At 75.5% G+C, this 22,016-nt stretch carries 21 protein-coding genes; 11 read left to right on the top strand and 10 right to left on the bottom strand.

From position 1 onward, the window contains the following. Positions 1-61: 61 nt before the first annotated feature. Positions 62-430, bottom strand: a complete 369-nt coding sequence (locus tag AC0OLQ_RS32040; protein WP_484529274.1) for a holo-ACP synthase — start codon at positions 428-430, stop codon at positions 62-64. A 171-nt stretch (positions 431-601) separates the two neighbouring features. Here AC0OLQ_RS32040 and AC0OLQ_RS32045 point away from each other — a divergent pair, with 171 nt between their 5' ends. Further along, complete coding sequence (locus AC0OLQ_RS32045) at positions 602-898, top strand: hypothetical protein (protein WP_484529275.1); 297 nt, start codon at positions 602-604, stop codon at positions 896-898. Further along, positions 895-2,673 (top strand): alpha/beta hydrolase, encoded by a 1,779-nt coding sequence (locus AC0OLQ_RS32050; protein ID WP_484529276.1) that lies wholly within the window; start codon positions 895-897, stop codon positions 2,671-2,673. The genes AC0OLQ_RS32045 and AC0OLQ_RS32050 overlap by 4 nt, the downstream gene beginning before the upstream one ends. Positions 2,674-2,738: 65 nt before the next feature. Here AC0OLQ_RS32050 and glmS read toward each other — a convergent pair whose 3' ends face one another. Then, on the bottom strand, positions 2,739-4,652 hold the full coding sequence (glmS, locus tag AC0OLQ_RS32055) for a glutamine--fructose-6-phosphate transaminase (isomerizing) (RefSeq protein WP_484529277.1): 1,914 nt from the start codon (positions 4,650-4,652) through the stop codon (positions 2,739-2,741). Positions 4,653-4,950: 298 nt separating this feature from the next. On the opposite strand from glmS, the gene AC0OLQ_RS32060 reads away from it, so the two are divergent. The 3 genes from AC0OLQ_RS32060 to AC0OLQ_RS32070 all read left to right on the top strand — a co-directional run bounded on the left by AC0OLQ_RS32060 (position 4,951) and on the right by AC0OLQ_RS32070 (position 8,348). Beyond that, complete coding sequence (locus AC0OLQ_RS32060; protein WP_484529278.1) at positions 4,951-5,964, top strand: MmpS family transport accessory protein; 1,014 nt, start codon at positions 4,951-4,953, stop codon at positions 5,962-5,964. 90 nt (positions 5,965-6,054) lie between these two features. Continuing rightward, a complete protein-coding gene (locus AC0OLQ_RS32065) occupies positions 6,055-7,242 on the top strand; it encodes a pyridoxal phosphate-dependent aminotransferase (protein WP_484529279.1) in 1,188 nt (395 codons plus the stop codon). Further along, entirely contained in the window at positions 7,239-8,348 is a 1,110-nt protein-coding gene (locus AC0OLQ_RS32070) for a threonine aldolase family protein (protein WP_484529280.1), read from the top strand. The genes AC0OLQ_RS32065 and AC0OLQ_RS32070 overlap by 4 nt, the downstream gene beginning before the upstream one ends. Before the next feature lie 75 nt (positions 8,349-8,423). Here the strand turns inward: AC0OLQ_RS32070 and AC0OLQ_RS32075 are convergent, their stop codons facing one another. Continuing rightward, positions 8,424-8,678: a hypothetical protein gene (locus AC0OLQ_RS32075; protein WP_484529281.1), complete on the bottom strand. Its 255-nt coding sequence runs from the start codon at positions 8,676-8,678 to the stop codon at positions 8,424-8,426. On the opposite strand from AC0OLQ_RS32075, the gene AC0OLQ_RS32080 reads away from it, so the two are divergent. Next, a complete protein-coding gene (locus AC0OLQ_RS32080) occupies positions 8,659-8,877 on the top strand; it encodes a hypothetical protein (protein ID WP_484529282.1) in 219 nt (72 codons plus the stop codon). The two genes, AC0OLQ_RS32075 and AC0OLQ_RS32080, sit on opposite strands and share 20 nt — an antisense overlap. A 56-nt stretch (positions 8,878-8,933) precedes the next feature. Here the strand turns inward: AC0OLQ_RS32080 and glmM are convergent, their stop codons facing one another. The 7 genes from glmM to AC0OLQ_RS32115 all read right to left on the bottom strand — a co-directional run bounded on the left by glmM (position 8,934) and on the right by AC0OLQ_RS32115 (position 14,337). Further along, positions 8,934-10,289 (bottom strand): phosphoglucosamine mutase, encoded by a 1,356-nt coding sequence (gene glmM, locus AC0OLQ_RS32085; protein ID WP_484529283.1) that lies wholly within the window; start codon positions 10,287-10,289, stop codon positions 8,934-8,936. A gap of 117 nt (positions 10,290-10,406) precedes the next feature. Continuing rightward, on the bottom strand, positions 10,407-10,871 hold the full coding sequence (gene rpsI / locus AC0OLQ_RS32090; protein ID WP_088991922.1) for a 30S ribosomal protein S9: 465 nt from the start codon (positions 10,869-10,871) through the stop codon (positions 10,407-10,409). A gap of 20 nt (positions 10,872-10,891) precedes the next feature. After that, positions 10,892-11,335, bottom strand: coding sequence for a 50S ribosomal protein L13 (rplM, locus tag AC0OLQ_RS32095; protein WP_357338898.1), 444 nt, complete (start codon positions 11,333-11,335; stop codon positions 10,892-10,894). A 193-nt stretch (positions 11,336-11,528) separates the two neighbouring features. Next, positions 11,529-12,896 carry an MFS transporter gene (locus AC0OLQ_RS32100; RefSeq protein WP_484529284.1) on the bottom strand — a complete coding sequence of 456 codons (1,368 nt, stop codon included), beginning with the start codon at positions 12,894-12,896 and terminating at the stop codon, positions 11,529-11,531. A 123-nt stretch (positions 12,897-13,019) separates the two neighbouring features. Continuing rightward, positions 13,020-13,313, bottom strand: a complete 294-nt coding sequence (locus AC0OLQ_RS32105) for a type II toxin-antitoxin system PemK/MazF family toxin (RefSeq protein WP_262283074.1) — start codon at positions 13,311-13,313, stop codon at positions 13,020-13,022. After that, the gene (locus AC0OLQ_RS32110; protein WP_313724447.1) at positions 13,303-13,563 is read right to left on the bottom strand and encodes a DUF6364 family protein; all 261 of its coding nucleotides are present in this window, start codon (positions 13,561-13,563) and stop codon (positions 13,303-13,305) included. The genes AC0OLQ_RS32105 and AC0OLQ_RS32110 overlap by 11 nt, the downstream gene beginning before the upstream one ends. 78 nt (positions 13,564-13,641) lie before the next feature. After that, on the bottom strand, positions 13,642-14,337 hold the full coding sequence (locus AC0OLQ_RS32115) for a class I SAM-dependent methyltransferase (RefSeq protein WP_484529285.1): 696 nt from the start codon (positions 14,335-14,337) through the stop codon (positions 13,642-13,644). Between the two features lie 234 nt (positions 14,338-14,571). Between AC0OLQ_RS32115 and AC0OLQ_RS32120 the strand changes: the two genes are divergently transcribed. From AC0OLQ_RS32120 to AC0OLQ_RS32140, 5 genes are read left to right on the top strand one after another with little or no spacing between them, the layout of a single operon-like run. Continuing rightward, entirely contained in the window at positions 14,572-16,590 is a 2,019-nt protein-coding gene (locus AC0OLQ_RS32120) for a molybdopterin oxidoreductase family protein (RefSeq protein WP_484532492.1), read from the top strand. Beyond that, the gene (locus AC0OLQ_RS32125) at positions 16,587-18,029 is read left to right on the top strand and encodes an FAD-dependent oxidoreductase (protein WP_484529286.1); all 1,443 of its coding nucleotides are present in this window, start codon (positions 16,587-16,589) and stop codon (positions 18,027-18,029) included. Before AC0OLQ_RS32120 ends, AC0OLQ_RS32125 begins: the two co-directional genes overlap by 4 nt. A 37-nt stretch (positions 18,030-18,066) precedes the next feature. Then, on the top strand, positions 18,067-20,592 hold the full coding sequence (gene nirB / locus AC0OLQ_RS32130; protein WP_484529287.1) for a nitrite reductase large subunit NirB: 2,526 nt from the start codon (positions 18,067-18,069) through the stop codon (positions 20,590-20,592). Then, positions 20,589-20,927 (top strand): nitrite reductase small subunit NirD, encoded by a 339-nt coding sequence (gene nirD / locus AC0OLQ_RS32135; RefSeq protein ID WP_484529288.1) that lies wholly within the window; start codon positions 20,589-20,591, stop codon positions 20,925-20,927. Before nirB ends, nirD begins: the two co-directional genes overlap by 4 nt. Next, positions 20,927-22,015, top strand: coding sequence for a uroporphyrinogen-III synthase (locus AC0OLQ_RS32140; protein WP_484529289.1), 1,089 nt, complete (start codon positions 20,927-20,929; stop codon positions 22,013-22,015). Before nirD ends, AC0OLQ_RS32140 begins: the two co-directional genes overlap by 1 nt. Position 22,016: the final 1 nt, after the last annotated feature.

Raw genomic sequence — 22,016 nt, forward strand, 5'->3', positions numbered from 1 at the left:
GCCACCCCGTCCCGTCCGTTCGTCCCGTTCGTCCCGGACCGGCCGACCGACCCGGGTCGGCTCACCCCTCCGCGACCACCATGGCCGACGCGATCCCGCCGTCGTGCGACAACGACAGGTGCCAGCGGTTGATCCCCCGCTCGGCCGCCGCGGCGGCCACCGTGCCCGAGACGCTCAGCCAGGGGCGGCCGGCCGGGTCGGGCACCACCTCACAGTCGTGCCAGCTCAGCCCGGCCGGCGCGCCGAGCGCCTTGGCCACCGCCTCCTTGGCCGCGAACCGGGCCGCCATCGACTCGGGCCGGCGCGGGTCGCCGGAGCGGGTGTAGCGCTCGGCCTCGGTGAAGAGGCGGTCGGCCAGCAGCGGTGTGCGCGCCAGGGACCGGACGAACCGGTCCACCAGCACGACGTCGATGCCGACAGCCACGATCACGAACCTCACCCTACCGGCGGTCGGGGCCCCGGATCGGCCGGCGGGCGCGCGGTGGAGAACGCCTGTGGAAAACCCGGGATCCGCCCCGCCGCCCGTTGTCCACAGGGCCGGCGCGGGTGGTCGGCCGAGCCGTAGCGTCCCCGCCGTCCGTCGGGTTGCAGGGAGGTCGCCATGGGCGAGGAGCCGTTCAGCGTCGAGCCCGAGCTGTTGCGTGGGGTGGCCCGGGAGCTGGTCGACGACGCATATCGGCTGGCCCGCGGGCCGGCCGTCGAGCCGGGGCTGGTGGTGCCGGCCGACGGCTGGCGGGCCGGCGTGGCGCTGGCCGACCTGGAGGCGGCGGTGCAGCGCTGGTGCGGGTCGCTCGCCGCCCGGCTGGCGGCCACCGCCGAGGCGGTCCGCGCCGCCGCCGACGGCTACGAGGCGGTGGACGAGCGGGCCGCCCGCCGTCTCGCCGGGATCCCCCGATGAGCACGGCCGCAGGCCCGCGGGCGGCCGCGCGGGGCGGCTGGGCGCCGAACGGCCCGGTGGCGCGGCGGCAGCATCCGGCGGCCGGAAAGCCGGCACCCCCGGCCGGCGGCCCCCCGGGCCGGCCGCCCGGGCGAACGCGCCCACCCGCCGGGGGTCGGGAGCGGGCGGCCGAGGTGTCGCTGATCGGGTACGCGCAGCTCTGGCGGGCCGACCCGGGGGCCTGGGCCGCCGCCGGAGCGGCCTGGCGAGGGCTGATCGGCCCGGTCCGGCGCCGGGCCGACGGGCTGACCGCCCGGATCGGCGCGCTACGTCCCGGCTGGTCCGGCGCGGCCTCGACCATCGCCCAGGGGCGGATCGGCGAGCTGCGCGCCGCGCTGACCGACGTGCTGCCCGCGCTCGTCGAGGTCGACCAGGTGCTCGCCGAGTTCGCCGCCCGGGTGGGCGCGGCCAAGGCCCGGCTCGGCGCCGCCGTGGCGGACGCCGACGCGGGCGGCCTGCTGGTGGACCGGGCCGGGGCGGTCCGGTCCGATCCGGCCCGTCCCCGGTCCGCCGCCCTGGTCGGCCCGGCGGTGGCGCGGGTGGGCGCCGAGATCCGCGACGCGCTGGCGCTGGCCGGCGCGGCGGACCGGGAGGCGGCCGGACGGCTGGCGGAGCTGGCGACGGCGGCGGCGACCGGCTGGGTGCGCGTCCCGCCGGCCTGGCGGCCGTCGCCCGGGGCCGGTCCGGCCGAGGTGAGCCGCTGGTGGGCCGGCCTCACCCCGGCCGAGCGCCGGTGGCTGGTCAGCCACGAGCCGGACCGGGTCGGTCGCCTCGACGGCCTGCCGGTGGCGGCCCGCGACCAGGCCAATCGGCTGCTGCTGACCCGGCGGCGGGCGGAGCTGCTGGCACGGCGGGCGGCGCTGCTCCGCCCACTGCCGGCCGGGCCGCTCGAACTGGCCCGGCTCGCTCGGCTCACCGCGGTGGAGGCGGCGCTGCGCGGCCTCGACGGGCTCGGCGACCGGCTGGCCGCCCCCGGGGCGCCGCGGGCGTACCTGCTGGGGCTGGACCCGGGCGGGGACGGGCGGGCGGTGGTGGCGCTCGGCAACCCCGACCGGGCCGGCGCGGTGCTGACGTACGTCCCGGGGATGACCGCGGACCTCGCCGACGTTCCGGGCGAGCTGGGCCGGGCCGCCCGGGTGCTGGACCGGTGCACGGCGCTCGGGCCCGGGGCCGAGGCGGCGGCCGTGCTCTGGCTGGACTACGACGCGCCGGATTTCCTGCCGGAGGCGGCGCGCGGCCGGCAGGCCGAGGAGGCCGGGCCGGCCCTGCACCGGTTCCAGGAGGGGCTGCGCGCCTCGCACGAGGGGCCGCCGGCCCGGCAGACGGTGCTCGGGCACAGCTACGGCTCGCTGGTGGTCGGCACCGCGGCCCGCGACCACGGGCTGAGCGCCGACGCCCTGGTCTTCGTCGGCTCCCCCGGCGTCGGCGTCGACCACGCCGCCGACCTGCGGATGCCGCCCGGCCAGGTCTGGGCCGCCACCGCGCCCGACGACGTGATCCGGCTGGCCCGGCCGCCCGACGAGCTGGCCCGCCGGGCGGTGCTGGCCGGCACGCCGCTCGGCCCGGCGGCGGCGCTGCTCGACCCGCACGACGACCGGCTCTGGTTCGGCACCGACCCGAGCACCCCCGGCTTCGGCGGCCGGCGCTTCCCCAGCGGGCGCCACGGGCACGCCGGCTACTGGGATCCCGGCAACCCGGCCCTGGACGGGATGGCCCGAATCGTGCTGGGCCGATGACCGCACGGGGGCCGGAAACGGCGCGGCCCCTCCGCCCTGGGAGGGAGGGGCCGCGACCGGGTCGACTACTCGACGGTGACCGACTTGGCCAGGTTCCGGGGCTGGTCGACGTCGTGCCCGCGGGCGGCGGCGATCTCGGCGGCGAGCACCTGGAGCGGCACCGTGGTCACCAGCGGCGCCAGCAGCGTCGGCGTGCGCGGCACGTAGATCAGGTGGTCGGCGTAGCGGACCACCGCCTCATCGCCCTCCTCCGCGATCACGATGGTGCGGGCGCCGCGGGCGCGCACCTCCTGGATGTTGGAGACGACCTTGTCGTGCAGCATGCCGCGGCCGACCGGCGACGGCACGATGCAGATGACCGGCGTGCCCTTGTCGATCAGCGAGATCGGGCCGTGCTTCAGCTCACCGGCGGCGAAGCCCTCGGCGTGCATGTACGCCAGCTCCTTGAGCTTCAGCGCGCCTTCGAGGGCCACCGGGTAGCCCACGTGCCGGCCGATGAACAGCACCGTCGGCTCGGACTTCAGGTCGCGGGCCAGCTCGCGGACCGGCTCGATCCGGTCGAGCAGCTCGCGCAGCTTGCCCGGCATCTCCTGGAGCTGGGCCACCACCGCGCCCACCTCGTCGGCGAACTTGATCCCGCGCACCTGGGCCAGGTGCAGGCCGATCAGGTAGCAGGCGACGACCTGGGTGAGGAACGCCTTGGTGGAGGCGACCGCGATCTCGGGGCCGCCGTGGGTGTAGAGCACCGCGTCGGACTCGCGTGGGATGGTCGAGCCGTTGGTGTTGCAGATGGCCAGCACCCGGGCCTTCTGGTCCTTGGCGTGGCGCAGCGCCATCAGGGTGTCCATGGTCTCGCCGGACTGCGAGATGACCACGATCAGCGTCGACCGGTCCAGCACCGGGTCGCGGTAGCGGAACTCGCTGGCCAGCTCCACCTCGCAGGGGATCCGGGTCCAGTGCTCGATGGCGTACTTGGCGACCAGGCCGGCGTGGTACGAGGTGCCGCAGGCCACGATGAAGATCTTGTCGACGTCACGCAGGTCCTGCTCGCTGAGGCGGACCTCGTCGAGGGCGATCTCGCCGTTCTCGGTGAGCCGGCCGAGCAGCGTGTCGGCGATCGCCTGCGGCTGCTCCTCGATCTCCTTGAGCATGAACCAGTCGTAGCCACCCTTCTCGGCGGCCGACGAGTCCCAGTCGATGTGGAAGTCCTTGCCGGTGGCGGGCTGGCCGGCGAAGTCGGTGATGTCGATGGTCTCGGGCGTGATCAGGACGATCTGGTCCTGGCCCAGCTCGACCGCGTCGCGGGTGTGCTCGATGAACGCGGCCACGTCGCTGGCCAGGTAGTTCTCGCCGTCACCGCGGCCGACCACCAGGGGCGAGTTGCGCCGCGCCCCGACCACCGCGCCGGGGATGCCGGCGTCGACGGCGAGCAGCGTGAAGGCGCCCTCCAGCCGCTGGCAGACCAGCCGCATGGCGGAGGCGAGCAGCTGCGGGCTGTCGACCTCGCCGGCCGAGCGCAGGTCGGCCAGCGAGCGGGCGAGCAGGTGCGCGGCGCACTCGGTGTCGGTGTCACTGGCGAACTCGACGCCGTCGGCCTCCAGCTCGGCGCGGAGCTTCGCGAAGTTCTCGATGATGCCGTTGTGGATCACGGCGACCCGGCCGTCCGGGGAGAGGTGCGGGTGGGCGTTTCGGTCGGTCGGGCCGCCGTGGGTGGCCCACCGGGTGTGGCCGATGCTGGTGGTCCCGTCGCCGATGCCGATCGGGCTGGCGGCGCAGGACTCCGGGTCGCTGGCGGCACGCTCGGCGAGAACCTTCTCCAGGTTGGCCAGCTTGCCGGCCTTCTTCTCGATCAGCAGCTCGTCGTCGCAGACGACCGCGACACCCGCCGAGTCGTAGCCGCGGTACTCCAGCCGCCGCAGTCCGTCCAGCACGATGCCGAGCGCCGGGCGCGCACCGGCGTAACCCACGATTCCACACATGGTCCGCAGCCTAACCCAGTTTCGCTCACCGCGCGTGCTCGGAACTCGGGTTAACGATCACTGAATTTGAGCGAACCAGTGAGCGGATGGCGAGGATCGGACAAACCACCCCGACGGTGAGGCGACCGGGTCCGGGCACCGGACGGAGGGCGGGCGGCTCGGGTCGACCCCGGCCCGGCACCCGCGTGCGGGTACGTGCGGACTGGTCGTCGGGCCGTACATTGAGGGCCCTGGTCGGTGCGACACCCGGCCCCGCCACCCCCGCGGCCGTCCGCGCCGTCCCCTGCGAGCTGAGCCGATGTCCGAGACGACCCCCACCCCCGAGCCGGAAAACAGCGCCGGCCCGAGCGACCCGACCGCCCCGCCGGCCGGCCCCGAACCCACCGCCTGGCGGCCGCCGGACCCGCTCGCCGCCCCGCAGCCCTGGGCGCCGCCCGCCCAGTGGGCGCCCGCGCCCTGGACCCAGAGCCCCTGGCCCCCGCCCGGGTCGGCCGCGCCGGGCAGCACCGGAACGCCCCCGCCCGGCCCGGGGACAGTGCCGGGTCCGGCCGGCTGGGCGGCCCCGAGCCCGGCCGGCTGGGCAACGCCGGGTGCGGCACCGCCACCCGCCGGTCCGGACGCACCGGGCGGCACGCCGCGCCCGGCCGTCCCGCCGGTGGACCCGGCCGGCACCCCGAACGCCGCGCCCACGCCGCCCTGGCCCGGCGGCGCTCCGGCTCCGGGATGGCCGGGCGGCGGTCCGGCTCCCGGATGGTCCGGCGGCGCTCCCGCGCCGGGATGGCCCCCGGCCGGTTACCCGCCGCCGTACGCCTACCCCGGAGCGCCCCCGCGCCGGTCGACCGGCGGGTGGGTGGTGGCCGTCGTGGTGACCGTGGTCGTCGCCCTGGTGCTCGCCTTCTGCGGCTGCGTCGGTCTCGGCGCGCTCGGCAGCTTCCTGGACGACCAGACCACCTCGGGGCAGCCGTATGACCGCCCGGAGTTCGACGACGACCTTCCGTGGGAGCCCACGGACTCCGCGCCGCCGGTCCCCGCCACCACCCCGTCCGCCGGGCCGGGCCGGTTCACCGTGGTCTACGAGGTGACCGGCACCGCCGCCGTCGACGTGCAGTTCTACGACGCCAACGCCGATTTCCTCCAGCTCGACGGGGTGCGGTCGCCGTGGCGGCTGGCGTTCACCGCGAACGACCGGGAACGGGTGCAGATCATCGCGTCGCCGACCGACTCGGGCGAGGCGAGCTGCCGGATCACCATCAACGGGAAGGTCGTCTCGCAGGACTCGGGCGAGTACGGGGCGACCTGCTTCGGCTGGTGACGCCGGCGGCCGGGACGCGGCCCTCGTGCGGCGGCAGCGCCGGGACACGGCCGTCTTGCGGCGTCGGCGCCGAGTCGTAGGCTGGCCGGCGTGACGACGACCGATCCACTGGTGGCCCGGATGCGGCCGTTCGGCACCACGATCTTCGCCGAGATGTCGGCGCTGGCCGTGCGCACCGGCGCGGTCAACCTCGGGCAGGGCTTCCCCGACACCGACGGCCCGCCGGAGATGCTCGCCGCGGCCGCCGAGGCGCTGCGCTCCGGCCACAACCAGTACCCGCCGGGCCCGGGCATCCCGGCGCTGCGCGCGGCCGTCGCGGCCCACCAGCGCCGGTTCTGGGGCCTGGAGTACGACCCGGACGGCGAGATCGTGGTGACCGCGGGCGCCACCGAGGCGATCGCGGCAAGCGTCCTCGCCCTCTGCGAGCCGGGCGACGAGGTGGTCTGCTTCGAGCCCTACTACGACTCGTACGCCGCCTCGATCGCCCTGGCCGGCGCGGTCCGCCGCCCGGTGACGCTGCGTCCCGCCGCCGACGGCCGGTACGCCTTCGACCCGGCGGAGCTGCGGGCGGCGTTCGGGCCGCGTACCCGGCTGGTGCTGCTGAACACCCCGCACAACCCGACCGGCAAGGTGTTCACCGCCGACGAGCTGGCCCTGGTCGCCGAGCTGTGCCAGGGGCACGACGCGTACGCGGTCACCGACGAGGTCTACGAGCACCTGGTCTTCACCGACGCCGCCGCCCCGCACCTGCCGCTGGCGACGCTCACCGGCATGCGGGAGCGGACGCTGCGCATCTCCTCGGCCGGCAAGACGTTCTCCTGCACCGGCTGGAAGGTCGGCTGGGTGAGCGGCCCGGCATCGCTGGTCGCCGCGGTGCTGCGGGTGAAGCAGTTCCTGACCTTCGTCAACGCCGGCCCGCTGCAACCCGCCGTGGCGGTGGCGCTCGGCCTGCCGGACGCGTACTTCGCCGATTTCGCCGCCGGAATGCAACGGCGGCGGGACCAGCTGGTCGCCGGCCTCACCGACGCCGGGTTCGGAGTGCTCGCACCGGAGGGGACATACTTCGTCACCGCCGACGTCACCCCGCTCGGCGGGCGGGACGGGGTGGAGTTCTGCCGGTCGCTGCCGGAGCGCTGCGGCGTGGTGGCGGTGCCGACCCAGGTCTTCTACGACGACGCGGAGGCGGGCCGGCGGCTGGTCCGGTTCGCGTTCTGCAAGCGGCCCGAGGTGCTCACCGAGGCGGTCACCCGGCTGGGCCGGCTCAAGGAGGACGGATGACCGACGCGTACGCCGACCGGATGCGCCGGCTCGCCGCGCAGCGCGACTGCGACACGGTGCTCTCCGGCGTCCGGCCGACCTCGGTGCGGGAGCAGCTCGCGGCCCTCGGGGCGGCCGTCCCGGAGGACCTGCTGCCCGACTTCTACGGCGAGGGCGGGGCGGTGGAGCAGCTGGAGCAGCGGGTCGCCGAGCTGCTCGGCGCGGAGGCGGCCGCCTTCTTCCCCACCGGCACCATGGCCCAGCAGGTCGCGATGCGCTACGGCGCCGAGCTGACCGGCCGGGACGGGGTCGGCCTGCACCCGCTCAGTCACCCGCTGCTGCACGAGCGCGACGCGTACGCGGTGCTCGGCGGGCTGCGGGCGGTGCGGACGACCGAGGCGCCGCGCAACCCGACGGCCGAGGAGGTGGCCGCGCTCGACGAGCCGATCGGCACGCTCTTCCTGGAGCTGCCGCTGCGCGACGCCGGCTTCGTCCTGCCGAGCTGGGACGAGCTGGTCGCGGTGACCGGCGCGGCCCGGGAGCGGGGGGCCCGGGTGCACCTGGACGGGGCCCGACTCTGGGAGTCCACCGTCCAGCTGGGGCACTCGGCGGCGGAGATCGCCGCCCTGGCCGACAGCACGTACGTCTCGTTCTACAAGTCCCTCGGCGGCCACTCCGGCGCTGCCCTGGCCGGCGACGCCGAGCTGGTCCGGTACGCCCGCGCCTGGCGGCACCGCTACGGGGGCACCCTGTTCCAGCAATGGCCGGCGGCCCTCGCCGCGCTCACCGGCCTGGAGCGGGAGCTCCCCCGGCTGGCCGGCTACGTGGCGCACGCGAAGCGGGTGGCCGAGGCGCTGGCCGCCGTGCCCGGCGCCCGGGTCCACCCGGCGCCGCCGCACACCCACCAGTTCCGGCTGTGGCTGCCGTATCCGGCGGACGACCTCAACGCGGCCAACCTCGCCCTCGCCGAGGAGGAGAAGGCGTGGTTCGCCAGCGGCTGGCGGGACACCGAGGTGCCCGGCCTGGCGCTGACCGAGGTGACGGTGGCCGGCCCCGCGCTGGAGCTGGACCCCGACCAGATCCTCGACCTGGCCGACCGCTTCCTCCGCCGGCTGCCACCCTCCTGACCCCGCATCCACCGGCAGACCGCGCGGCCGCACGGTAAGGCGAGCGCCCCCAACCGGACGAGGGTGGCGGCCGGGTCAGCCGGCGGCCCGGGCCGGTCCGGGCTCCGCTCCCGGTGCGGCGGCCGGGCGGTCGGCGGCGAGCACCGCGCCCCCGTCGGCGAGCAGTTCCGCCTCGGCGTCGTCGACGAAGGCCAGGTCGGCCTCGACGTGCCGGCCGGCGGCCGAGAGCAGGAGCCGGACGACCGGGTCGTCGGCCTTGCGGCGCAGCCCGTCGAGGTTGCGCAGCTCCCGCATGAGGTGGCCGCGCTGGTTGGCCAGCACGGTACGCACGGTCGCCGCCTCGCCCGACCGGGCCGCCGCGGTCACCTTGAGGAAGAAGTCGTCCCGGAACCCGCCGCTGCGGGCCATCGCCGCCCGCTGCGACCGGCTGATCCGGCTCGGCGACGGGCGGGTCGTCGAGGACGTCGACCTGACCGACGGCGAGGACCCGGCCGACACCTTCGACCGCGCCGGCCGGCCGCGGCTCTGACCGGCACCGCCTACAGGGCGGCGCCGGACGCGGTCAGGCGACCGCCGTGAGCCCGGTCAGCCGACCGGGCTGGCGCTGCGGACCTGATCCGCGATGCGCTCGGCGACGGCCCGGGCGGTCGCCTCGGTGGCGGCCTCGACCATGACACGGACCAGCGGCTCGGTGCCGGACGGGCGGAGCAGCACCCGGCCGGTCTCGCCCAGCTCGGCCTCGGCCCGCTCCACCTCGGCGCGGACGGCCGGTGCGGCGGCGCCGACCGTGCGGTCGCCGACCGGCACGTTGATCAGCACCTGGGGCAGCTTGGTGACCACGGCGGCCAGGTCGGCGAGGGACCTGCCGGTGGCGGCCATCCGCGACATCAGATGCAGGCCGGTGAGCACGCCGTCGCCGGTGGTCGCGTACGCCGGCATCACGATGTGCCCGCTCTGCTCGCCGCCCAGCGCCAGCCCGGAGGCGCGCAGCTCCTCCAGCACGTACCGGTCGCCGACCTTGGTCTCGACCAGCCGGATGCCCTGCGCGGACATGGCCAGCCGCAGGCCGAGGTTGCTCATCACGGTGGCGACCAGGGTGTCCTGGGTCAGCTCGCCGGCCTCCCGCATGGCCAGGGCGAGGATCGCCATGACCTGGTCGCCGTCGACCTCCTCGCCGTCGGCGGTGACCGCGACGCAGCGGTCGGCGTCGCCGTCGTGGGCGATGCCGAGGTGCGCGCCGTGCTCGACGACGGCGGCGCGCAGCGCGTCGATGTGGTTGGAGCCGCAGTCGTCGTTGATGTTCAGGCCGTCCGGCTCGGCGTAGATGGCGATCACCTCGGCGCCGGCCTCCTGGTATGCCACCGGGGCGACCTCGGCGGCCGCGCCGTTGGCGCAGTCGACCACGACCTTGATCCCCTCCAGCCGGTGCGGCACGGTGCCGACCAGGTGCTGGACGTAGTGGTCGGCGCCGTCGAGCAGGTCGTGCACCCGGCCGACCCCGGCGCCGATCGGGCGCTCCCAGGCGGTGGTGGCGTTCGCCTCGACGGCGGCCTCGATCCGCATCTCGATCTCGTCGGGCAGCTTGTGCCCGCCGGCGGCGAAAAGCTTGATGCCGTTGTCCGGCATCGGGTTGTGCGAGGCGGAGAGCATCACGCCCAGGTCTGCCTTGGCCTCGGCGGTGAGGAACGCGACCGCGGGGGTGGGCAGCACGCCGACCCGGACCACGTTGGCGCCGGCGCTGGTCAGCCCCGCGACCACGGCGGCCTCCAGCATCTCGCCGCTGGCCCGTGTGTCCCGGCCGACCACGGCGAGCGGCGGATGGCTCTTGTCGGTCTCGGCCAGCGTGTGGGCGGCGGCCACCGCCACCGCGAGCGCCAACTCCGGGGTGAGATCCGCGTTCGCCCGCCCGCGTACGCCGTCCGTGCCGAACAACCGGCCCATACCCGCCAACCTCCGATGAACTGCCGTTGAGAGGAGAAAAGCGGAACGGCCGGGCCACCTCCCCGGGAAGGGAGGCGGACCCGGCCGTCCGTCAGAAGTACAAGGCGCTGCTGGTGATCAGCGCTTCGAGTACTGGGGAGCCTTACGGGCCTTCTTGAGGCCGTACTTCTTGCTCTCCTTGACCCGGGCGTCACGGGTCAGGAAGCCGGCCTTCTTCAGGGCCGGGCGGTCGTCGGGCTCGCTGACGATCAGCGCCCGGGCGATGGCGAGCCGCAGCGCGCCGGCCTGGCCGGTGGTGCCGCCACCCCGCAGGTTGGCGATCACGTCGAAGGCCTCGGGCTTCTCGGCGGTGACCAGCGGGTCCTTGATGAGCTGCTGGTGCACCTTGCTCGGGAAGTAGGCCTCGAGGTCGCGGCCGTTGCAGGTGATCTTGCCGCTGCCCGGGACGATGCGGACCCGGACGATGGCCTCCTTGCGCCGACCCACGGTCTGGATCGGGCGGTCGCCACGAGGCGCGCGGGCGACGGGCGCCGGCGCCTCGGTGGCCTCGGGGGCAACCTCGGTGGCGGTGATGTCGGTCATGCTGCTTCCTTCGCCCGCGCTCACTGCGCGATCTGCTTGATCTCGAACGGCACCGGCTGCTGCGCGGCGTGCGGGTGCTCGGCACCGGCGTAGACCTTCAGCTTCTTGAGAATCTGACGGCCCAGCTTGTTGTGCGGGAGCATGCCCTTCACGGCCAGCTCGATGGCCCGCTCGGGCCGCTTGGTCAGCAGCTCGTCGTAGCCGACCTGCTTCAGACCACCCGGGTAGCCGGAGTGGCGGTAAGCGATCTTGGTCTGCCGCTTGTTGCCGGTCAGCGCGACCTTGCCCGCGTTCACGATGACGACGAAGTCGCCCGTGTCGACGTGCGGCGCGAAAGTCGGCTTGTGCTTACCACGCAGCAGCGTGGCGGCGTGGGTCGCGAGGCGGCCCAGCACGACATCAGAGGCGTCGATGACGTGCCACTGACGCTCGATCTCACCCGGCTTCGGGCTGTACGTACGCACAGGTCTACCTTGTCTCGTCGTCGGTCTGGGGTCGCGCGCCGAGGTGACCAGGCGCGCACGAACGACCAAGCGTACCTGATGCGGCACGCCTAAGAATGTCGTACAACAGCAGGCAACGATACCCGGCCGCCCGGCGGCAGGTCAAAACGGGGTGTCACCCCGCGTGGCCTGCGCCTTTTCCCCATGGCGGAGGTCACACGCCCGACAGCTTACGCGGCCCCGGCCGCAGATACACCACCCAGGTCACCAGAAAGCAGAGCGCGTACCAGCCGATGAAGGCCAGGTAGGCGGCGTCGGCGGTGCCCGCCGTCAGGAACGACTGCCGGAACGCCACGTTCACCAGCACCCCGCCCGAGGCGCCGACCGCCCCGGCGATGCCGATCAGCGCCCCGGAGAGCCGCCGGGCCCGCCGCTCGGCCCCGTCCCGGTCCCCGGTCAGCTCCGCCTCGGCCAAGGCCCGGGCCCGGAAGATCGCCGGGATCATCTTGTAGGTCGACCCGTTGCCGACCCCGGAGAAGACGAAGAGCGCCAGGAACCCGGCCAGGTAGAGCGGGAAGGACCGGTCCCGGGCGGCGTACAGGACCAGCGCGGCGCCGAGGGCCATCGCCACGAAGTTCCAGAAGGTGACCCGCGCCCCGCCGAGCCGGTCGGCGAGGTGGCCGCCGAACGGCCGGATCAGCGAGCCGATCAGCGGCCCGAGGAAGGTCAGCCAGGCGGCGTCGACCGGGGTCGGGAACCGGTCGTGGAACTGGAGCTGGAGCACCTGGCCGAAGGCGAAGCCGAAGCCGATGAACGAGCCGAAGGTGCCGATGTAGAGCAGGGACATCACCCAGGTGTGCGGGTCGCGGGCCGCCGCGCGCAGGGGGCCGGGCTCGTTTCGCGCCCCGGGGACGTTGTCCAGCCCGCGCGCCGCGGCGAGCGCCGCGAGCACGATCAGCGGCAGGTAGACCGCCGGCACCAGCCGGGGGTACGCGGCTCCGGCGGTGGCCAGCACCGCCAGCCCGACGAGCTGCACGGCCGGCACGCCGAGGTTGCCGCCGCCGGCGTTGAGCCCGAGCGCCCGGCCCTTGAGCCGCTCGGGGAAGAACAGGTTGATGTTCGCCATGGAGGAGGCGAAGTTGCCGCCGCCGACGCCGGTCAGGCAGGCCAGGACCATGAGCGTGGCGTACGACACGCCGGGCTCGATCAGCACCGCCATGGGCACGGCCGGCACCAGCAGCAGCAGCGCGCTCACGATGGTCCAGTTCCGCCCGCCGAACCGGGCGACGGCCAGGGTGTAGGGCAGCCGCAGCACCCCTCCCAGCGCGGCCGGCACGGCGGTGAGCAGGAACTTCCCGGCCGGGTCGAGGCCGTACTCGGGGCCCAGGAAGAGCACCATCACCGACCAGAGGCTCCAGACCGAGAAGCCGACGTGCTCGACGAAGATCGAGACGTACAGGTTGCGGCGGGCGACCGGCGCGCCGGTCGTGGCCCAGAACTCCGGGTCCTCCGGACGCCATTCGGTGATCCGTCCCGAACGCCCGGCGGCCGGGGCCAGGGTGGGGGAAGCGAGCGTGCTCACGGCGACTCCTCCTCGTCGATGACGAGGGGGACGCTAGGAACGGGCGGTTTCCCGGCCGTGCCCGTCGCGGGTCGGTCCGGAAACGGAGATCGCACGTCCGCCGGAGGGCGGCGGTGAAGCGCGTCAGATCTCCTGGAGGATGCGCAGCGCGCGGCCGACCCGCTGCATGGTCTCGGTGTCGGCCACGTCCACGCACTCGGTGAACCACTTCTTCATGGGCGAGGAGAGCCGGTCGGGCATCACCACGTAGCCGCCCATCCGCACGGCCAGGGGCGAGTCGCGCAGCAGTGACTCGTCGACCACCTCGACCACGATCACGATCGGCACGGCGGTGGAGTTGTAGACGTCGGAGCTGATGACCAGGCCGAGCCGTTCCCGGGCGCCGGAGATGCGCCAGATCTCTCCCCTACGCAACACGCGGGCGCCCGCCCCCGAACAGCGCGTCGTCGACCAGCGCGACCTCCTGGGCGTCGGCCAGGGCGGCGGACTCCAGGTCCAGGCCGGCGCGGGCGACCGCCTCGGCGTGCGCGGTGAAGACCTCGCGCAGCGCCTTCTCGCGGGCGGCCTGGTCCATCCAGGCGGAGAGGGAGAGCCCTTCCCGCTTGGCGAACCGGCGCGCCTCCTCGATCGTCTCGTCGGAGAACGACAGTGTCACCTTGGCGGTCATGCCGGACAGATTACCCATCGGTATGACCGTCAGTCATCCTCGCTTGCGCCCGTCGCCGAACCGGACACCCGGTCGCGCTCAGGGACGGCGGCCGCCGAACACCGCGAACCGCCACTCCTTGAAGAAGCAGTCCACGTCGACCAGACCGACCTCCCCGAGCCAGCGGCACTGGTCGGCCACCGGAGCCGGCCGGTCGTGCCGCATCCGCTCCCGGGCCCCGGCGATCTCCGCGGCGTCCGAGCCCAACTCGGTGATCCGGGCCGTCCAGACCTCGTCGTAGCGCCGGTCCAGGGCCGGGGTCGGCCCGGCCACCTGCTCGGCGTTGACGAAGACGCCGCCCGGCGCCAGCGCCTCGGCCGCCCGCCGGTAGAGCGCCCGCTTGCCGTCGTCGTCGAGATGGTGGATGGCCAGCGCGGAGATCACCGCGTCGTAGCGGCCGGCGGGCAGCGGGTCGGCCAGGTCGGCCAGCACCGTGCGGTGCGGCACCCCGCGGGCGGCCAGGTGGCCGGTGGCCACCGCGAGCATGCCGGGCGCCGCGTCGACCAGGGTCAGCCGGACCCCCGGGATCGCCGCCGTCAGCAGCAGGGAGAGCAGGCCGGTGCCCGCGCCCAGGTCCAGCACCTCGGGGGTACGCCCCGCGGCGAGCGCCGCCCGCAGCGGCGGCGCGGCCACCTCGACCGCCGTGCCGTAGAAGGCGTCGAAGCAGGGCACCAGCCGGCGCCGGGCCGCGTCGTAGCTCCCCGCCACCGCGTCGAACGCGTCCGCCACACTCACTGCGCCTCCCAATATCCGAGATATTTGTCCCACATTCTAGGCCCTTCCGACCGGTCCGTCACTCCCGTGCGGTGTGAGGTGCTCTTGACAGGACCGAAACAGAAGGGACCCGGAGCGGAAACCGCCCCCCGGCACGCTTCCGACATGACAGACGGTGCACGCCTGGCGACGCGACAGGGGGTACGACCCCGGGAGGCGGCCACGCACTGCCCGTACTGCGCGCTCCAGTGCGGCATGGTGCTGCGCGACACCGGGGAGCGGATCGAGGTCGGGCCCCGGGACTTCCCCACCAACCGCGGCGGCCTCTGCCAGAAGGGCTGGACCGCCGCCGACCTGCTCGACCACCCGGACCGGCTGACCACCCCCCTGCTGCGTGACCGGCCCGGGGGCGAGCTGCGCCCGGCGAGCTGGGACGAGGCGCTCGACCGGGTGACCGCCGGGCTGCGGGCGGTCCAGGAGCGGCACGGGCGGGACGCGGTCGCGGTCTTCGGCGGCGGCGGGCTGACCAACGAGAAGGCGTACGCGCTCGGCAAGTTCGCCCGCGTGGCGCTGGGCACCCGGCACATCGACTACAACGGACGCTGGTGCATGTCCTCGGCCGCGGCGGCCGGCATGCGCGCCTTCGGCGTCGACCGGGGGCTCCCCTTCCCCCTCGCCGACCTCGGCCGGGCGGACACCCTGCTGCTGGTCGGCGCGAACCCGGCCGAGACCATGCCGCCGCTGATGCGCCACGTCGCCGACCAGCGCGAGCGGGGCGGCCGGCTGATCGTGGTCGACCCCCGGCTCACCGCCACCGCCCGCCAGGCGGACCTGCACCTGCAACCGCTGCCCGGCACCGACCTGGCGGTGGCCAACGCGCTGCTGCACATCGCGCTCACCGAGGGCTGGCTCGACCGGGCGTACGTGGCCGACCGGACCACCGGCTTCGACGAGGTCCGGCGGACCGTGGCCGGCTGCTGGCCGGCCGAGGTGGAGCGCCTCTCCGGGGTGCCGGTGGCCGACCTGGAGGCGACCGCCCGGGCGCTGGCCACCGTGGACCGCGCGGTCATCCTCACCGCCCGGGGCGCGGAGCAGCACGCCAAGGGCGTGGACACGGTCACGGCGTTCATCAACCTGGCGCTCGCCCTGGGCCTGCCCGGCCGCCCCGGCTCCGGGTACGGCTGCCTCACCGGGCAGGGCAACGGGCAGGGCGGCCGGGAGCACGGGCAGAAGGCCGACCAGCTTCCCGGCTACCGGCGGATCGACGACCCGGCGGCCCGCGAGCACGTGGCCGGGGTGTGGGGGGTCGACCCCGCAGCGCTGCCCGGACCCGGCGTTCCGGCCTACCAGCTCCTCGACTCGCTCGGCACCGCGCACGGCCCCCGGGCGCTGCTGGTCTTCGGCTCCAACCCGGTGGTGTCCGCGCCCCGCGCGGCCCGGGTCGAGTCCCGGCTACGCGACCTGGACCTGCTGGTGGTGGCCGACTTCCTGCGCTCGGAGACCGCCGACCTGGCCGAGGTGGTGCTGCCCGTCGCCCAGTGGGCCGAGGAGGACGGCACGATGACCAACCTGGAGGGCCGGGTGCTGCGCCGCCGCGCGCTGCGCGAGCCGCCGCCCGGGGTCCGCTCCGACCTGGCCGTCCTCGCCGGGCTGGCGGCCCGCCTCGACGCGCCCGGCGCGTTCCCCACCGACCCGGCGGCGGTCTTCGCCGAGCTGCGCCGCGCCTCGGCCGGCGGGCCGGCCGACTACGCCGGGGTGAGCTGGGACCGGATCGACGCGGACACCGGCGTCTTCTGGCCCTGCCCGGACGAGGACGGCCCGGACACCCCGCGCCTCTTCGCCGACCGGTTCCCCACCCCCGACGGCCGGGCCCGGTTCCGCGCGGTGACCCACCGGCCGGCCGCCGAGCCGGTCTGCGCCGAGTACCCGCTGCACTTCACCACCGGCCGGGTGCTCGCCCACTACCAGTCCGGCGCGCAGACCCGGCGGGTCGCCGCGCTGCGCAGGGCCGCCCCCGGCGGCTTCGTCGAGCTGCACCCCGACCTGGCCGGCCGGCTCGGCGTGGCCGAGGGCGAGGAGGTCCGGGTGGTCTCCCGCCGGGGCGAGCTGCGCGCGCCGGCCCGGCTCAGCCCGGCGATCCGGCCGGACACCGTCTTCGCGCCGTTCCACTGGCCGGGCGCGGCGCGAGCCAACTCCGTCACCAACGACGCCGTCGACCCGGTCTCCGGGATGCCCGAGTTCAAGATCTGCGCCGTCCGGGTGGAGAAGGCATGACCGAGCGAATCGTCATCGTGGGATACGGCATGGCGGGCGCCCGCCTCGCCGCCGAACTGCACGCCCGGGACGGGGACCGCAAGGTCACCGTGCTCGGGGCGGAGCCGCACCGGGCGTACAACCGGATCATGCTCTCCACCCTGCTCGCCGGGAAGATCGACGAGCCGGACGTGGAGCTGGCCGAGGTCGCCGGGCAGGGCGCGGACGTGCGCACCGGCACGGCCGTCACCGCCATCGACCGGGCCGCCCGCGAGGTACGTACCGCCGACGGCGACCGGCACGGCTACGACCACCTGGTCCTGGCCACGGGCAGCCGGGCCCTGGTGCCCCCGCTGCCCGGGCTCGACCCGCTCCCCGACCGGGTGGTCCCGTTCCGCACCCTGGACGACTGCCGGCGGATCCTCGCCGCCGCCCGGGGCGCCCGCAGCGCGCTGGTGCTCGGCGGCGGACTGCTCGGGCTGGAGGCGGCCCGCGGGCTCGCCGCCCGGGGCCTGGCCGTGACCGTGGTGCATCCGGTCGGGCACCTGATGGAACGGCAGCTCGACCAGCCGGCCGGCGCGGTTCTCGCCGGCACCCTCGCCGGGCTCGGGGTGCGCACCCGGCTGGGCGTCACGGCGACCGGGGTGGCCGCCGACGCCGACGGCGTCCGCCTCGACCTCGGCGACGGCGACTCGCTCGCGGCCGACCTCCTGATCCTCTCCTGCGGCGTACGGCCGGAGACCGCGCTGGCCGCCGCGGCCGGGCTGGCCGTGGAGCGGGGCGTGGTGGTGGACGACCGGATGCGCACCAGCGACCGGCGGATCTCGGCCATCGGTGACTGCGCCCAGCACGACGGGACGCTGACCGGCCTGGTCGCCCCGGCGTGGGCGCAGGCCCGGGTGGTGGCCGAGGTGCTGACCGGCGACGACCCTCTGGTGCGCTACCGGCCGCGGCCGGTGGTGACCCGGCTCAAGGCGGCCGGCATCGACCTGGCCGCCATGGGCGACGCTGCCGGCGCGCCGGACGGGAGCGGGCCGGTCGAGGAGCTGACCTTCGCCGATCCGGCCCGGGGCACGTACGCCCGGCTGCGGATTCGCGACGAGCGGCTGACCGGGGCGATCCTGCTCGGCGACAACCCGGCGGTCGGCACCGTGGTGCAGCTCTTCGACCGGGGCGCGCCGGTGCCGGTGGACCGGCGGTCGCTGCTGCTCGGGCGGGCGATCGGCGCCGCCCCGGCCACCCCCGCCGCGTCCCCGGCGCTGATGCCGGACGCGGCCACGGTGTGCCAGTGCAACGACGTCAGCAAGGGCGCCCTGGTGGCGTGCTGGCGCGCCGGCGCCCGGACCGTCGCGGAACTGTCCGCGGCGACCCGGGCGGCCACCGGCTGCGGCGGCTGCCGCGACGCGGTGGCCGGCATCGCCGGGTGGCTCGCCGAGGTCGATCCGGTGGCGGCGCGATGAGGCATTTCAGCGGGAGCACCACTGTGGAGGTGACGGGATGAGTGGCGGCAGGTTGGTGGTCGTCGGCAACGGCATGGTCGGGCAGCGCTTCGTCGAGGCGTTGCGGGCCCGGGACCAGGAGCGACGCTGGCAGGTCACGGTGCTCGGCGAGGAGCGGCGGCCGGCGTACGACCGGGTGCGGCTCTCGGCCTTCTTCGACGGCGTGAGCGCCGAGGAACTGAACCTGCACACCCCCGACGACGGGGTGGAGCTGCGGCTGGGCGAGCCGGCGCTGGCCGTCGACCGGGCGCGGCGGGTGGTGCGGACCGCGTCCGGCGAGCACCCGTACGACGCGCTGGTGCTGGCCACCGGCTCGTCCGCGTTCGTGCCCCCAATCGACGGCACCGGCCTGCCGGGGGTCTTCGTCTACCGGACGCTGGACGACCTGGCGGCGATCCGGGCGCACGCCGAGGGCCGGCGCACCGGGGCGGTGATCGGCGGCGGGCTGCTCGGCCTGGAGGCGGCGAACGCGCTGCGCCTGCTGGGCCTGGACACCAGCGTGGTCGAGTTCGCGCCCCGGCTGATGCCGGTGCAGGTGGACGAGGCGGGCGGGGCCATGCTCCGCCGCTACGTCGAGGAACTGGGCGTCACGACGTACCTCGGGGTGGCCACCAGCGCGCTGCGCCCCGGCCCGGACGGGACGGTCGGCGCGCTGGAACTCTCCGACGGGCGCACCGTCGGGGCGGACCTGGTCGTGGTGGCCGCCGGCATCCGGCCCCGGGACGAGCTGGCCCGGGCGGCCGGGCTGCCGCTCGGCCCGCGCGGCGGGGTGCTGGTCGACGCGGGCTGCCGGACGGCGGACGAGCGGATCTGGGCGGTCGGCGAGTGCGCCGCGGTGGACGGCACCTGCCACGGCCTGGTGGCCCCCGGCTACGCGACCGCCGAGGTGGTCGCCGACCGGTTGCTCGGCGGGGCGGCCACCTTCCCCGGCGCGGACACCGCCACCAAGCTCAAGCTGCTCGGCGTGGACGTGGCCTCGTTCGGCGACGCGCACGGCGTCACCCCCGGCTGCCTCGACGTCACCTTCACCGACCCGGCCACCCGGGCGTACGCGAAGCTGGTCCTCTCCGACGACGCGAGGACGCTGCTCGGCGGCGTGCTGGTGGGCGACGCGAGCGCGTACCCGACGCTGCGGGCGAGTGTCGGCGGGCCGCTGCCCGCTCCCCCGCTGGCGCTGCTGGCCCCGGCCGGCGGCGCGGGCGCCGGGGCCGGGGCCCTGCCAGCCGCCGCGCAGGTCTGTTCCTGCAACGCGGTGACCCGCGCCGACCTGGACGCGGCGATCGCCGCTGGGGCGACCGACGTGCCGGCGTTGAAGGCGTGCACCCGGGCCGGGACGAGCTGCGGCTCCTGCGTACCGATGCTGAAGCAGCTCCTCGACGCGGCCGGGGTGCGGCAGTCCACCGCGCTCTGCGAGCACTTCGACGCCAGCCGGCAGGAGCTGTTCGACATCGTCCGGGTCCGGGGCATCCGCACCTTCTCCCGGCTCATCGCCGAGCACGGGCGCGGGCGCGGCTGCGACATCTGCAAGCCGGTGGTGGCCTCGATCCTCGCCTCGCTCGGCACCGGGCACGTGCTCGACGGCGAGCAGGCGTCCCTCCAGGACACCAACGACCACTTCCTGGCCAACCTGCAACGCGACGGCAGCTACTCGGTGGTGCCGCGGATTCCCGGCGGCGAGATCACCCCGGAGAAGCTGATCGTGATCGGTGAGGTGGCCCGGGACTTCCGGCTCTACACCAAGATCACCGGCGGGCAGCGGATCGACCTGTTCGGCGCCCGGGTCGAGCAGCTCCCGCAGATCTGGCGCCGGCTGGTGGACGCCGGCTTCGAGTCCGGCCACGCGTACGGCAAGGCGCTGCGCACGGTGAAGTCCTGCGTCGGCGAGACCTGGTGCCGGTACGGCGTGCAGGACTCGGTCGGGCTGGCCGTCGCTCTGGAACTGCGCTACCGGGGCCTGCGCGCCCCGCACAAGCTGAAGTCGGCGGTCTCCGGCTGCGCCCGGGAATGCGCCGAGGCGCGCAGCAAGGACTTCGGCGTCATCGCCACCGAGACCGGCTGGAACCTCTACGTCGGCGGCAACGGCGGCTTCCGGCCCCGGCACGCCGACCTGTTCGCCACCGACCTGTCGACGGAAGCGCTGATCCGGCTGATCGACAGGTTCCTGATGTACTACATCCGCACCGCCGACCGGTTGCAGCGCACCGCCGCCTGGATCGAGGCGATGGACGGCGGCCTCGACCACCTCCGGTCGGTGATCGTGGACGACTCGCTCGGGCTCTGCGCCGAACTCGACGCGGCCATGGCCCGGCACGTCGCCGCGTACTCCGACGAGTGGCGGGACGTGCTGGAGGACCCGGAACGGCTGCGCCGCTTCACCTCCTTCGTCAACGCCCCCGACGTGCCCGACCCGTCCATCACCTTCGCGGTGGAACGCGGCCAACCGGTGCCCGCCCGCGGCGCCCCGCCGGGCGCCGACGGTCACCGCCCGCCGGTCGCGCTGGGCCTTCCGGAGGTACGGCGATGAAGACGCTGGACTGGACGGTGGTCTGCCCGTTGGACCGGCTGGAGCCGGACCGGGGCGTGGCCGCCCTGGTCGACGGGGTGCAGGTGGCCCTCTTCCGCACCGGCGGCGAGCTGTACGCGGTCGACAACCTCGACCCGGTCGGCGGCGCGCAGGTGATGTCCCGGGGGATCGTGGGCAGCCGGGCCGGCCTGCCGACGCTCGCCTCCCCGCTGCACAAGCAGGTCTACGACCTGGCCACCGGGCGCTGCCTGGACCTCCCGGGCGTGGCGCTGCGGCGGCACGAGGTGCGCTGCCGGGACGGACTGGTCGAGGTGCGGTTGCGACAGGAGGGCTGATGCGCGAGGAGCTTGCCGGCTTCACCATCGGGGTCACCGCGGACCGGCGGCGCGACGAGCTGGCCGCGCTGCTCCAGCGGCGCGGCGCGCGGGTGGTGCTCGCCCCGGCGCTGCGGATCGTGCCGCTGGCCGACGACACCGACCTGCGCGAGGCCACCCGGGCCTGCCTGGAGCACCCGCCGGACGTGCTGATGGCCAACACCGGCATCGGGATGCGCGGCTGGCTGGAGGCGGCCGAGGGCTGGGGGCTGGCCGAGCCGCTGCGCGGCGTGCTGACCCGGTCGTACGTGGTGACCCGCGGCCCCAAGGCGACCGGGGCGATCCGGGCCGCCGGGCTGCGCGAGCACTGGTCCCCCGCCTCGGAGAGCTGCGACGAGGTGGTCGAGCACCTGGTCCGGCGCGGGGTGGCCGGCCAGGTCATCGCGTTGCAACTGCACGGTGAGCGGCAGCCGGAGTGCACCGAGGCGCTGGAATCGGCCGGGGCCACCGTCATCGAGGTGCCCGTCTACCGCTGGGCGCCGCCGACCGATCCGGCGCCGCTGCACCGGCTGATCGACCTGGTCGCCGGGCGGCTGGTCGACGCCGTCACGTTCACCTCCGCCCCGGCGGCCGAGGCGCTGCTGCGGGCGGCCGGTGACCGGACCGAGACGGTGCTGGCGGCCCTGCGCGGGGACGTGCTGGCCAGCTGCGTCGGGGCGGTCACCGCCGAGCCCCTGGTGCGGCGGGGGGTGCCGGTGAGCGCGCCGAGCCGGGCCCGGCTCGGCGCCCTGGTCCGGACGATCGTCGACGAGCTGCCCCGCCGGACGGTGACCGTGAAGGCCGGTGGGCACCTGCTGACCCTGCGCGGCCACGCCGCGGTGGTGGACGGCGAGCTGCGCCCGCTCGCGCCGGCCCCGATGGCGGTGCTGCGGGCGCTGGCCGCCTCGCCGGGGAAGGTGCTGTCCCGCACCGCCCTGCTGCGTACCCTGCCCCGGGGCGCGGACGAGCACGCGGTGGAGATGGCGGTCGCCCGCCTGCGGGTCGGGCTCGACGCCCCCCGCGTGGTGCAGACCGTGGTCAAGCGCGGCTACCGGCTGCGGGTGGACTGAC

This window comes from Micromonospora sp. Utrum1 (assembly GCF_057197805.1).

What these genes read in the sequence shown, in the direction of transcription:
- nirD (WP_484529288.1), top strand. Translation starts at nt 20,589, where the DNA reads ATGAAGACGCTGGACTGGACGGTGGTCTGCCCGTTGGACCGGCTGGAG.
- AC0OLQ_RS32060 (WP_484529278.1), top strand. Translation starts at nt 4,951, where the DNA reads ATGTCCGAGACGACCCCCACCCCCGAGCCGGAAAACAGCGCCGGCCCG.
- AC0OLQ_RS32120 (WP_484532492.1), top strand. Translation starts at nt 14,572, where the DNA reads ATGGTGCTGCGCGACACCGGGGAGCGGATCGAGGTCGGGCCCCGGGAC.
- nirB (WP_484529287.1), top strand. Translation starts at nt 18,067, where the DNA reads ATGAGTGGCGGCAGGTTGGTGGTCGTCGGCAACGGCATGGTCGGGCAG.
- AC0OLQ_RS32110 (WP_313724447.1), bottom strand. Translation starts at nt 13,563, where the DNA reads ATGACCGCCAAGGTGACACTGTCGTTCTCCGACGAGACGATCGAGGAG.
- AC0OLQ_RS32045 (WP_484529275.1), top strand. Translation starts at nt 602, where the DNA reads ATGGGCGAGGAGCCGTTCAGCGTCGAGCCCGAGCTGTTGCGTGGGGTG.
- AC0OLQ_RS32070 (WP_484529280.1), top strand. Translation starts at nt 7,239, where the DNA reads ATGACCGACGCGTACGCCGACCGGATGCGCCGGCTCGCCGCGCAGCGC.
- AC0OLQ_RS32125 (WP_484529286.1), top strand. Translation starts at nt 16,587, where the DNA reads ATGACCGAGCGAATCGTCATCGTGGGATACGGCATGGCGGGCGCCCGC.
- glmS (WP_484529277.1), bottom strand. Translation starts at nt 4,652, where the DNA reads ATGTGTGGAATCGTGGGTTACGCCGGTGCGCGCCCGGCGCTCGGCATC.
- AC0OLQ_RS32050 (WP_484529276.1), top strand. Translation starts at nt 895, where the DNA reads ATGAGCACGGCCGCAGGCCCGCGGGCGGCCGCGCGGGGCGGCTGGGCG.
- AC0OLQ_RS32140 (WP_484529289.1), top strand. Translation starts at nt 20,927, where the DNA reads ATGCGCGAGGAGCTTGCCGGCTTCACCATCGGGGTCACCGCGGACCGG.
- glmM (WP_484529283.1), bottom strand. Translation starts at nt 10,289, where the DNA reads ATGGGCCGGTTGTTCGGCACGGACGGCGTACGCGGGCGGGCGAACGCG.
- rpsI (WP_088991922.1), bottom strand. Translation starts at nt 10,871, where the DNA reads ATGACCGACATCACCGCCACCGAGGTTGCCCCCGAGGCCACCGAGGCG.